This window comes from Acinetobacter sp. MB5 (genome assembly GCF_003261585.1).
In the GTDB taxonomy this organism is placed as follows: Bacteria; Pseudomonadota; Gammaproteobacteria; order Pseudomonadales; family Moraxellaceae; genus Acinetobacter.
Genome location: NZ_POVU01000026.1, coordinates 20,788 through 33,628, shown reverse-complemented (window position 1 = coordinate 33,628; position 12,841 = coordinate 20,788). Strand labels below are relative to the sequence as shown.

Below are 12,841 nucleotides of genomic sequence, written 5' to 3'. Positions count from 1 at the left end.
TACTCTCGTGTGCTCGGAGACGTGGATATGCTACTGCGTTGAAACCACCTTCACGGCGTGGACGGTCAGAATTGAACTCGCGACGTGGACGGTCTTCACCACCAAACGCAGGGCGTTCACCACGTGGTTTGTCATCGAAGCTGCGACGTGGACGATCTTCACCACGACCACCTTCACGACGTTTGAAGTTGCTTTCGCCTTCAAAACGACGACCACCACCAAAACCACCGCGACCACCGTCACGACGACCATTACCACCACGGCCACCATCACGACGACCAGTACGTGCAGGAGGTGGAGATGGCTCTAAGCCTTCAATTTCAGACACGTCTAAACGTGCTTCCAAATAATCTTCCAACGCACGGATTTTACCGCGTTCACGGTAAGTCGCTAATGTGATTGCTTGACCTGTACGACCCGCACGACCTGTACGACCAATACGGTGTACATAATCTTCGTGCTTCATTGGCAAGCCAAAGTTAATTACGTGAGAAATAGTTGGGACGTCTAGACCACGTGCTGCAACGTCAGTTGCAACCAAGATTTTTGCACGACCTTCACGAATGCTACGTAAACGGCGGTTACGCACGGTTTGTGGCATCGCACCATGTAATGCAACAACAGAATGACCTGCTTCTGCTAACTCTTCAGCCAACATGTCAGTATCTTCTTGAGTTGAAGCAAATACAACTGCTTGGTCTAAAGACTCATCTGCTAACCAGTGGCTAAGCAATTTTTTCTTGTGCTCAAAACCATCAGTCCAGTGTAAAGTCTGAGTAATGTCTGTATTGGTTGAATGACCAGTTTCGATCGCAATACGCTCAGGGTCATTCATCATACGTTCAGCAAGGCTGATAATACGATCTGCAAATGTTGCAGAGAACATCAATGTTTGTTCGCGGTTTGCAGCCAAATCGCTGATTGCTTCTAGGTCTTCAGAGAAACCTAAGTCAAGCATACGGTCAGCTTCGTCAACAATTAACGCTTCAACTTTGTCGAGTTTAATTTGACGACGGTTCACAAGGTCAAGTAAACGACCTGGAGTTGCCACAACAACTTGCGCACCTTTAAGCTGTTGAATTTGTTTACCAAAAGGCATACCACCCATGATTGCAGCAATACGAACACCTTTCATGTGACGTACAAATGCAATTGCGTCTTGGCTTACTTGTTGTGCCAATTCACGTGTTGGACATAACACTAAAATACGTGGTTGTGTAATCGCACGCATACGTTCTTTAAAAGGAACGAAAACATCATTTTCTGCAAGTTTATGCAATGTCGGCAATAAGAATGCAGCTGTCTTACCAGAACCTGTTTGGCTTGAAACCAACAAATCTTTACCTTCCAAAGCAGCAGGAACAGCTTGCTCTTGAACAGGTGTTGGGCTTGTGAAACCTAAATCTTCTAGCGCTTGTTGAAGAGACGCGTGTAAAGAAAAATCAGCAAAAGTTTTGCTCATAGAGATTTTCACCCAAAATGGGTGCTCCATTTAATAATAACAAATGAACATCGGCAAAAAGCGGCACAGCAATAAACGCTGAAAATATAGAATCAGCGGCGATCCGAGAACGACGATGCGTATGTGACGCACACATGTTTATAGCCGCAACCTGAAAGAATCGCTTAAGCGATTGGGTGGGGCGCGAAGTATTGTCCTCTCATTGGACCGAACGCGCATACACAATAATAGAAGAGAAATGTTCAGGTAATGAACGGAATGAAGTGCGTTGGGGGATTATAGCAGAAAGTTTTAGAAAGTCACCCTTTTTCATTGGTTTTTGGATTTTTTAATTTAAGATATTGAATTTTAAATATTTTATTCATATTCCTACTTGTTTAAATCTTTATTTACTTTGCTAACAGATACCATTCACCAAGTCAGTGCTTTTACTAAGTGCATCATAATTCAATAGAATCATGCGAAATACACAAATAAAATATCCAAAATTTAATCGCATTTTATATACACAACATTACAGATTAAATAGATGTCTCTTATAAACCCTAATCTTTTTTAAGATATATTGAATTTGCTCAGGGAGAAAAATAAAGAGCATGCAAGCAAACCATAGAAGAAGTTTAGTATCACTAGATCATTTAGACTTTTGCAAAGTCCAAATAACTCAATGTGTATTCTTACAATAACAACAGGAACTTTATCACCGACTTCTATAGCAATATTATGCTCATCCTATATCAGTAGATATTCTCTTGATATTAGAGTTGTGACTGATCTTTCACTTTATTATTTTGAATATCATCAATTTCATGTTGCCGCCAAAAAAAAGTGACTCCTAAGAGTCACTTTTCAAATTTTAATCAGAGCAAAAAGAATTATTTCGCTGCATCTGCCCAAGCAGGAACAACCGCTTGCATTAATGGTTTCAACATTTTCATTGAACATGCCAACACTTGACCATTGTCCATAGATTCTGTGCCACCACGAGCATCCACAACAGTACCGCCAGCTTCTTTAACAATCAGTTCGCCCGCAGCGATATCCCATGGTTTTAAACCAAGTTCAAAGAAACCATCAAAACGACCCGCTGCAACATAAGCCAAATCAAGTGCAGCCGAACCTGTACGGCGGAATTGAGCGCCTGCCTCAGTGACTGCAAGCAAAGCATCAAAATGCTGTTTTGCATAAGAAATAACTTGACCGTTACGTTTCGCACGGTAAGCATGACCAACCGTAATAAAAGTATTTTCAAGGCTATCGCGAACGTTTACACGAATACGGCGTTGGTTCATCATTGCACCACGACCACGGCTTGCAGAAAACAATTCATCACGCACTGGATCGTAAATTACACCGTGTTGAGTTACACCTTTGTGCTGTACTGCAATCGAAATACAGAAATGTGGAACACCATTAACGAAGTTTAATGTGCCATCTAGAGGATCGATGACCCAGCACCAGTCAGCATCGTGGCCTTTGCCTTCTTGCATGCCAAACTCTTCGCCAAGGAAGCTGTGGTTTTTATAGCTTTTACGGAGGGTATCAATCGTGAGTTGTTCGAGGTAACGGTCAACACGTGTTACAGGACCGTCGATGCCTTTTTCTTCAACTTGTAAATCGAGTTTATGACGATTTTGATGCGCTTTTAAAAGCTCTTGACCAACTGTTTGAGCCGCACGCGCAGCCATCACCACCATAGGTTCCATTGAACACCCACTACAAATACAAATTAAAGATTTTGACAAAGAATAATGCATAAAAGCGCAAGCATTTTAACAAATCTCTGCGCTTTTTGCTAAAAAATATTTCGAAATGTGTAACCAGACAAAACTATGCGATTTGCAAGGCTTTTTTCCAAGTTTGAACAATCGACTGCTCAATGCCTTCTGCATCGAGTCCACAATCATGCAACATTTGTGCGTGATCTGCCTGATGCAAGAAGCTGTCTGGTAAACCTAAATTGAGTACAGGTTTCACGATTTGGGCTTGCGCCAAATATTCATTTACGGCACTACCTGCACCCGCCATAACCGCATGTTCTTCCACAGTCACGAATAAGCTGGTCGTTGCTGCAAGTTGCTGAATGATATTTTCATCAAGCGGTTTAACAAAGCGCATGTTGACCACAGTCACTGCAACTTCAAGCTGTTTGGCTAGATTTTCAGCCACTTGTAATGCAGGCATCACACGGCTGCCAAATGCCAAAATGCTGATTTTATCTTCATATTGGCTATTGAGTTCCGCCACAATTTCCGCCTGACCCATCGGTAAAGCTGTAAATTGTTGTTCGATTTCAACGCCCACACCCGCACCACGTGGGTAACGTACCGCAGCTGGCCCGTTATAAGCATAAGCTGTGTGCAACATTTGACGGCATTCATTTTCGTCTTTTGGTGCCATAATTACCAAATTCGGAATGGTTCGCATATAGGCATAATCGTATGCACCCGCATGGGTTGGGCCATCTTCACCCACCAACCCTGCTCGGTCGATCCCAAAAGTCACATCCAGATTTTGCAAAGCAACGTCATGAACCAATTGGTCATAACCACGTTGCAAGAATGTCGAGTAAATCGCAACCACAGGTTTCAAACCTTCACAGGCCATACCTGCTGCAAGGGTCACCGCATGTTGTTCAGCAATAGCAACATCAAAGAAACGCTCAGGATACTGTTTGGCAAATTTCACCATGCCTGAGCCTTCGCACATGGCTGGGGTAATCGCAAGCAAACGCGAATCTTGTGCCGCTTGGTCACACAACCATTGACCAAAAATATCGGAATATTTCGGTGCTGATTTTTTCTTGGCTGGCGTAGGTGCAACCATCACCGCCTGTTTTGCAATCGCGTGATAGCCTATCGGATCGGCTTCCGCAGGTTTAAAACCTTTGCCTTTTTTAGTATAGACATGAATCAGACGTGGCCCTTTGCGCTGTTTGATAGCATTCAGTACATGAACTAACTGTCTAACATCATGTCCATCGAATGGGCCAAAATATTCAAATCCAATGGCTTTAAATAAGTTATCTGCTTCTTGAGTCGCTGATTGGTGCAAGCGTGAGGTATAGGCCCACTCAGGATGCGGTTCAATCACGGCATCACCATCCGCATTAATATTGACGGACTGCCCTTGTTCCCAAATTGCTGCCAAATGTTTAGCAAAACCACCCGTACTACAAGAAATGGACATGTCATTGTCATTTAAAATGACCATTAAATCGGCCTGATGTGCCACAGCATCATTCATGGCTTCAAAGGCCATCCCTGCAGTCATGGCGCCATCACCGACAATCGCCACGACATCACATGGATCATTTTGATAGCGACGTGCCAAAGACATGCCTAAACCCGCAGAAATTGCAGTCGATGAATGTCCCACACCAAAGGTGTCAAATTCTGATTCTTCACGTGCAGGAAATGCCGCTAGACCATCTTTAGAGCGAATGGTCGTCAGCTGTTCACGACGACCTGTTAAGACTTTATGCGGATAAGCCTGATGACCTACATCCCAAATCAGGCGATCATGTGGCGTGTTAAAGCAATAATGTAGTGCAACAGTGAGTTCAATCACCCCAAGATTTGCACCAAAATGCCCACCACTTTGTCCTGCGGCATACAAGATATATTGACGTAACTCATCCGCCACTTGTTCGAGCTGGCTTTGATCTAGCTGACGTAATTGCTGTGGATGGTCAATCGCATCCAACAATGGCGTAACAGGACGCTGAGTTGGTATTTCTGTATACAACATATGTGGCAAAGCCTTCTAGAGCCTGGCAAATCCTAAGCTAGGTATATTGCGTTAAATCGATAATTTTACCTTATCGAACGTCGTTTTCAATGAGCCACATATCTTTTGATGTAGTCTTACACATTGCTTTTGTCCTAGACAAGGCTGTGATTATCCTGAAAAATGATAGCGATATTCAACTATTATTCTTTCCTTTCTACAAAAAAATAAATTGATTGGCGTAATTTTTGTATGCTCAAGCTATCAATATCTGAGCATTGCGCTATACTTTGGTCGACTATTCATGACGAAAGAGCTTGACTGTGCCGATTGCTTTTGTTGCTACTTCCAAACTTCCTACCGCCTTTGGCGATTTTCATATTAGTGTTTTTCAAGATCCTGAAACAGGTGAAGAACATGTTGCCTTATGGAAAGGTTTGGACATGCCAGCAGCTGCACCAGTTTTAGTGCGTATTCATTCTGAGTGCTTAACTGGCGATGCATTTTCATCCTTAAAATGTGATTGTGGCCCTCAGCTTAAAGCCACTCAAAAAATGATTAATGATGCTGGTCAAGGCGTGATTTTATACTTACGCCAAGAAGGTCGTGGCATTGGTTTAACCAATAAAATCCGTGCATACGCTTTACAAGATCAAGGACATGATACGGTCGATGCCAATTTAATGCTCAACCTGCCTGCCGATGCACGTCGCTATGACATGTGTAAAATCATGCTCGATCATTTACAAGTCCATCAAGTTAAACTGATCACCAACAACCCACTCAAATTGCTCGCTCTTCGCGATTTAGGCATTAATGTAGTGGATCGTGTTCCTTTGACCGTCGGATTAAATCCATTTAATCAACAATATTTAAAAACCAAACATGACCGCATGTCGCACATGTATAAGGAAGATGATTTTTAAATCATAGTCTCCTCAATCAGCCAGTTCAGGCAAGTAAAAGGGCATTTTAAAATGCCCTTTTTCGTTTTTAGCAAATTAAATGTTAAATGGTCATTGAGAAAATTCGGGTTTGAGGCTGCTTACGTTTTAAATGTAAATCAAAAGCCATACAGATATTGCGAATAAACGGCTTGCCCTGTTCCGTAATCTGAATGCCTTGCGGCTGAAGCACGAGCAACCCATCTTGCTGCATTTCCTCTAACTGACTCAACACTTCAGGCAACTCAGGAAATGCCATGCCTGGCTCTGCCCACGAGGTTTTAAAGGTACACATCAAGTTCAAGATATGCTGACGGATGATTAAATCTTCCTGTGACAGGATATGCCCTTTAAACACAGGAATTTCATTTTGCTCCAAGCGTGCGTAGTAATCTTCCAAGGTCTTTTCATTTTGAGCAAAGCTGTACCAGCTATCACTGATCGAGGAGAGTCCCAAACCGATCATCACTTTGGTTTTGGATGAGGTGTAACCCATAAAGTTACGGTGCAAACTACCCTGCTGAAAGGACTGATACATGCTGTCATGTTCGAGCGCAAAATGATCCATGCCAATTTCATGGTAACCATGTGCCAGCAAACGTTTTTTACCTTCTTCATATAAGGTACGTTTCACATCGTCTTTCGGTACATCCTGATCTTTAAAGCCACGCTGACCATTGCCTTTGATCCAAGGCACATGCGCATAACTATAAAATGCCAAGCGGTCAGGACTTAAACTGTTGGTTTTTTCAATCGTGTTCAGCACATCATCCAGACTTTGAAATGGCAGACCAAACACCAAATCATGCGAAATCGATTCATAGCCAATTTCACGTGCCCAACGTGTCACCTGTTCAACATGCTCAAAGGGTTGAATACGGTGAATGGCTTTTTGTACCGTTAAATTATAATCCTGCACCCCATAGCTGACACGGCGAAAGCCCACATCATATAAAGCCTGTAACTGCTCACGCGTGGTGTTGTTCGGATGCCCTTCAAAACTAAATTCGTGCTGTGGTGCAATCTCGGCTTTGGCTAAAATGCCCTGAATCAACTCCACCAAATGTTCTGCCGAGAAAAAAGTCGGTGTCCCGCCACCCAAATGAATTTCTTTAATGATTGGGCGGTCTTGCAAAAGCTGACAGTACAATGCCCACTCTTTCAGAACCGCCTGAATATACGGCTGTTCCATCTCATGACGTTTGGTCACACGTTTGTGGCAACCGCAAAAAGTACATAAACTTTCACAAAATGGCAGATGAATATATAAGCTAATCCCTTCACTGCGATTCGATTCATCAAAAGCACGCTTTAAAGTCTGCTGCCAAAGCTCAACTGAAAAATGCTGACTATCCCAATACGGTACCGTTGGATAACTGGTATAGCGTGGTCCTGGAACATTATATTTTTGAATTAGTGAGGTTGTACTCATATTTACTCAACTCTGGATGATATTGCTGACCACAACAGGCAAAACGTGTAAAGATTGATCTCAAATACAGCTTCATTTTGATGGGCGAGGGAGAATATTTCAAGCCATAAACACCCTGCACTCGTGTAATTTTCTCAAGAAAATACTCAAATTATTCCGAGTAAAAAGCTTTGATTTTTATCAATAAAATTAAAAACTCTTAATTTTTCAAGATTTCTATGTTTTGATGTAGCCCATCTTTGCTTTTTTGATCTGAGTCAATCCATGCAACATCCAACCTCTGCCGACATCCAACGTGTCCGAGAATTCCTCCTCGACTTGCAAGCCAGAATCTGTGAACGTCTTGAGCAACAGGAACATGCAGGTGGTGGAACTGCCAAGTTTGTGATTGATGACTGGCAACGCCCTGAAGGTGGTGGTGGACGCTCTCGTGTTTTGCAAAACGGCACAGTGATTGAAAAAGGTGGGGTGATGTTTTCCCACATCAATATCAGCAAGCTGCCTGAATCTGCCACAGCTCGCCATCCTGAAATTGCAGGAGCAAAAGCACAAGCACTCGGTGTTTCACTGGTGATTCATCCGAAAAACCCACACATTCCCACTTCACATGCCAATATTCGTCTGTTTGTGGCAGAACCTGAAGGTCGTGATCCTGTGTGGTGGTTTGGTGGCGGCTATGACCTGACGCCATTTTACCCAGATGATGCTGACATTAAAGCATGGCATCAGGCCGCACATGACCTATGTCAGCCTTTTGGTGAAGATGTCTATGCCAAACACAAACAATGGTGCGACGACTATTTCTATTTAAAACATCGTGACGAACAGCGCGGTGTCGGTGGTTTATTTTTTGATGATCTGAATTGCTGGGACTTTGAAACCTGCTTTGAATATATGCAGGCGGTGGGCAATGGTTACCTGAATGCAATTCTACCGATGTTTGAAAAGCATCGTGAGCAGCCCTATAGCGAAGCTCAGCGTGAATTTCAGCTCTACCGTCGTGGGCGTTATGTCGAATTTAATTTGGTTTATGACCGCGGTACGTTATTCGGTTTACAAACTGGCGGACGGATTGAATCGATTTTGGTTAGCCTACCCAATTTGGTGGCGTGGTCATATCGTCCAGAATGGGAGCAAGACTCTCCTGAACGACGTTTAACAGAATATTATTTAAAGCCGCATGACTGGCTGAATGAGCTTTAACCCAAATATTGACAGATATTTTTGAATCTTTAGGTCTTCATAAATACATCTCAACTGAAGATCAAAAGAAATTTATTCGTTATCAATATACTAGTCGCCAGTAATCGCGACTAGTATAAATGATAATTATTCTTACAAAACATATCAGACTTTTCTGTCATATCGGTTTAAAATTTTACTGTTTTAATACACGCTCATCGAGGAATGAGATCACTCATGTTTAATTTACTCCATAACCATAAAGCTGTTTTTTTCGCACTGACCTGTGCGCTATTAATTTGCTCAGTCAGTACCACATTAGCCTTTAACAACAATATCTCCGACAGTATTTCGATTGTGTTTAGTATTTTGTTGAGCCTAGTTTTATTCGGCTTAGTGCTCGCTTTGTTATGGGAAAAAATTGAGGATATCTGTAATCCTTAAGCGTACCGTACTGGTTTTTTCAGATCGAAAATTCACGTATATTGAGGGCAATTTTTTCACCACATAGACACACGACATGAGCAAACAATTTGCTGTGGTTGGCAATCCAATAGAACATTCTCGCTCTCCTGAATTACATCATGCATTCGCACAAAAACTCGGTATCGATTTAACCTATAGCAAACGTCTTGCTCCTCTCGATGGTTTTGAAGCCAATATTGAAGAATTTTTCCAAGCAGGTGGCATTGGCCTCAACGTCACTGTTCCCTTTAAAGAACAAGCTTTTGCTCGCTGCAACCAACTGACTGAACGCGCCAAAATTGCCAAAGCTGTCAATACTTTATGGATGCAAGATGGGCAACTGTTTGGGGACAACACCGATGGTCAAGGTCTTGTAAATGCCATTTTGGCGCTGGGCTGGTCACTCGAAAACAGTAAAATCCTGATTTTAGGTGCAGGTGGAGCAACGCGTGGCGTGATTTATCCACTGGCTCAGGCAGGTGCAAAACACATCGTAATTGCCAACCGTACCCTCGCTCGTGCGGAACAATTGGTTGCCGATTTAAAGCAAGCTGTGCCTGACACTAAACTTTCTGCAACAGGTCTGGATGACTTAAGTGGTGAATTTGATTTAGTCATCAATGCCACATCGGCAAGCTTATCAGGCGATGCCTTGCAACTTCCTGAACAGCTTCAATTCAGCCATGCCTATGAAATGGCTTATGGCAAAGCTTCAAGTTTTCTGGATCAGGCGGCACAGCGCCAAGTACCCTATAGCGATGGTTTTGGCATGTTGGTCGGTCAAGCCGTGGAAGCCTTTGAAATTTGGAATGGCGTGAAACCTGAACTCCGTGATTTTCTATAAAAAATATTAAAAAATAAATGAATTATTATGAAGCAGTCTTGCTTTTTGGAATTCAATTTCAGAATTAACCCACTGCGCCTTGCACTTCGAGTGAAGTACATTTCAATCTCACTCAGGTTCGACCTACTTTTCTTTCGGGATGAGTGGCACAGCCACGCAAGGGCAACCATCTTGCGCAGCTATGCTGCTCATTGCAAACTCGGCTAAATACCGCCATTACTCTAATACATTGAAAAACAATATATTGCAGATTCAGCCCTGACCTCAAACAATGCAACTGACGTTTCCGCACAATCTATTGTTTCTATAAACTTTATATCAAGCTCAAATAAAAACAGGCAACACAAAGTTGCCTGTTAATTTTTAGATTTGAAACACTGCTCTATTTGGCTTGAGTGCTTTTTAGCATCTGTAAATATGTCGATTTAAAGGTATCTGCATCAAGATATTCATGTTCAGATGAACTTGCTTGTTCAATCACTTTCAAATTTGGTGATTTTTTGCGAGATTCAACATAGAACTGCCCCAAACGATTGGATAAATGGGTTAAATCCGGATTTGCCTGATCATTATGATGCTCAGCCAAATAAGTGACTTCATACAAACGCGCAAAACGTGTCGCTGGGTTTGTTGAGGATTTCTGGATCGCAGCCCATTGTGTTTGAGTGCTGACATGTGCTTGGGCTTTTTTCACCACGGATGCCGCATCAACTTTATAGAATGTCGATGAACTCAATTGATGCTTTTCAATTAATTGTTTGATTTTTACCAATTCCTGCCCTTTCGGTACAAAACTCTGGTCACCACGCCCATCATAATATGCCATGACCAAGGCAATCTCTTGAATGTCCTGTGCCGAGTAATGCTGCATAATTTGTGGGTAATTCAATGACAGTAATAAACCATAAACCAACTGATAAGTTTTTAGATAAGAATGGTTTTGGGCATAGGACTGATTCGCCAACGCCTGAATCTGCTCATCCCAATTGGCTTGTCCAAATAGACGCTTAAACTTCTGCACTTTGTCTTGTAGCACCGTTCCTTGAGCAGCCTCATCAAAAGATTTAGCTTTACGCATGCCTTCACGGTCAATATTTTTTGGATGACCGTAGTTACTCCACTGGTTATCTGAATGGATCACCAATTTCTTTCCGACAGAATCCGCTGTTAATTCCAACTGATAATTGGTGGTAATGGCATTTCCCTGACGGTCAATCCCAATTTCAACAATCAATGGATTGCGCTCAGCAGGTTTTGCTAACAATTGCTGAATTTGAGGCTGTTTGGCTTGCCAAAGTGTTTTAAATTCATCGGCCGTTTTAAATTGTGGACTTGTATCTTCTTTAAATAGCTCGACGACTTTAAAAATCCCTTGGGATTTCTCAACCATCTGCTTTTCTAGCTTAGCATCACCACCTTGAGACTGCACTGCAAATAGATCCACATTTTCATCTAAACAAGCCTTGTATTGCCCAATACTGGCCGTTTTCGGCTGTTTTTGCAGGTCTTGGCATTGCGCTTCTGATAGCTCAGGGGCACTTGGATTTAATAATTCGTCATGCTCAGAACTCTCTTGTTCATCGTCAGAACTTGCCGCTGACAACTCATCACTGTCTTCAGCAGATTCATTACTTTCATCTTCAGATGCAGCCAGTTCATCCTCTGCGGCTTCTGTTGCATCCGCTTTCGCTGTATCTTCTGGGTCTGCTGCTTCTTGTTCTTCACCCTCAATGGCTTCAAAAGAAATATGATCTTTGACCAGATCATAAGCCCAGTCTGCCTGCTGTTCAGGGCTCATACTTTTCAAATCGACCGTTTCAGTTTTGGCTTGCTCTGCTTTTTTCATATGTTCAGCCAAATACGGCATGTTCACTGTGTTATAGCTAAAACTTTGAGCCAGATATTCCTCAAGAGAGGTTTTTAACTGAATCTTTTCAACAATGCCCTGCTGACGATCTGCCGCGGTGAGGCTGACATGGGTTAACTGTTCAGGTGTCGCCAAAATATAAGGTAAGGCATTATTTTGCTTGATATAAGCGACTAGTGTCTTGAGATCTAATTCACCAAGCTGTTTTTTATATTTGGAAAAATCAAGATACATCAACTGATCACGCTGCTCAGTGGGTGCAAGGAATGGAAACAAGGCAAAGCCATTGCTATAAAATTTGGCTTGCTTCAAGTCGACCAGCATTGGGTAGGTCATTTGCATTTGCAACGTTGGAGTATGGTATGCTGCTGTTAGATTGATCGCCCCCACCTGATCACGATAATCCACCCCACCCTGATATTTCACCTGAAAATCTTGTAAGAAATTGAAACCTGTTGTAAGCAGACGTGACCATTTCTGTTCACCATTTTCAACCTGTTCTTGCAATAAAGCATGTTCAAGTTGCTGACGTTGCTCAGTTGACAAGCTGATTTTCTGTGAACTGAGATAACGATTGAGTTTATCTTTTAAATCTTGATTTAACTCAGGATTTTTCTTATTGAACTGGTGCTGCTTCTGCACATCAAATTTGATATTTCCTTGAAAGTCAAAACCAGAATTTTCATAGATCGCATTGACTGCATGTACGGTACGCTGCTGTATTTGTTCTGTTTTTTGAGGAGACTGAACAAAATGTTGTGAACAACCTGCTGCACTTAAACCGAATAAACAACAGGTTAAATATTGTAATTTCATCATCACGTTTTCCGTTTTGTTATTTCAATTTATCGCTATATTGCGATTTAGCGGGCACACCTTAACAGAAAAAATAATATACAAATAATCACTTTATGTA

The 12,841-nt window shown here is 42.2% G+C and carries 9 protein-coding genes; 4 read left to right on the top strand and 5 right to left on the bottom strand.

What is annotated here, in order from left to right:
- The 3 genes from C1A47_RS16545 to dxs all read right to left on the bottom strand — a co-directional run.
- The coding region (locus C1A47_RS16545) for a DEAD/DEAH box helicase (RefSeq protein ID WP_111896126.1) at nucleotides 1–1,462 on the bottom strand (1,462 nt) is incomplete at its 3' end.
- An 875-nt stretch (nucleotides 1,463–2,337) separates the two neighbouring features.
- Nucleotides 2,338–3,168, bottom strand: coding sequence for an inositol monophosphatase family protein (locus tag C1A47_RS16540; protein ID WP_111896125.1), 831 nt, complete (start codon nucleotides 3,166–3,168; stop codon nucleotides 2,338–2,340).
- A gap of 124 nt (nucleotides 3,169–3,292) precedes the next feature.
- Nucleotides 3,293–5,212 (bottom strand): 1-deoxy-D-xylulose-5-phosphate synthase, encoded by a 1,920-nt coding sequence (dxs, locus tag C1A47_RS16535; RefSeq protein ID WP_111896124.1) that lies wholly within the window; start codon nucleotides 5,210–5,212, stop codon nucleotides 3,293–3,295.
- 302 nt (nucleotides 5,213–5,514) lie between these two features.
- On the opposite strand from dxs, the gene ribA reads away from it, so the two are divergent.
- Nucleotides 5,515–6,117, top strand: a complete 603-nt coding sequence (gene ribA, locus C1A47_RS16530) for a GTP cyclohydrolase II (RefSeq protein ID WP_111896123.1) — start codon at nucleotides 5,515–5,517, stop codon at nucleotides 6,115–6,117.
- 82 nt (nucleotides 6,118–6,199) lie between these two features.
- On the opposite strand, the gene hemN is transcribed toward ribA, so the two are convergent.
- On the bottom strand, nucleotides 6,200–7,567 hold the full coding sequence (gene hemN / locus C1A47_RS16525) for an oxygen-independent coproporphyrinogen III oxidase (protein ID WP_111896122.1): 1,368 nt from the start codon (nucleotides 7,565–7,567) through the stop codon (nucleotides 6,200–6,202).
- A 264-nt stretch (nucleotides 7,568–7,831) separates the two neighbouring features.
- Here hemN and hemF point away from each other — a divergent pair, with 264 nt between their 5' ends.
- From hemF to aroE, 3 genes are all read left to right on the top strand, one after another.
- A complete protein-coding gene (hemF, locus tag C1A47_RS16520; protein ID WP_111896121.1) occupies nucleotides 7,832–8,770 on the top strand; it encodes an oxygen-dependent coproporphyrinogen oxidase in 939 nt (312 codons plus the stop codon).
- A gap of 216 nt (nucleotides 8,771–8,986) precedes the next feature.
- Nucleotides 8,987–9,193: a hypothetical protein gene (locus C1A47_RS16515; protein ID WP_111896120.1), complete on the top strand. Its 207-nt coding sequence runs from the start codon at nucleotides 8,987–8,989 to the stop codon at nucleotides 9,191–9,193.
- Between the two features lie 76 nt (nucleotides 9,194–9,269).
- On the top strand, nucleotides 9,270–10,058 hold the full coding sequence (gene aroE, locus C1A47_RS16510) for a shikimate dehydrogenase (RefSeq protein WP_111896119.1): 789 nt from the start codon (nucleotides 9,270–9,272) through the stop codon (nucleotides 10,056–10,058).
- Between the two features lie 382 nt (nucleotides 10,059–10,440).
- Here aroE and C1A47_RS16505 read toward each other — a convergent pair whose 3' ends face one another.
- Nucleotides 10,441–12,744, bottom strand: a complete 2,304-nt coding sequence (locus C1A47_RS16505) for a hypothetical protein (protein WP_111896118.1) — start codon at nucleotides 12,742–12,744, stop codon at nucleotides 10,441–10,443.
- Nucleotides 12,745–12,841: the final 97 nt, after the last annotated feature.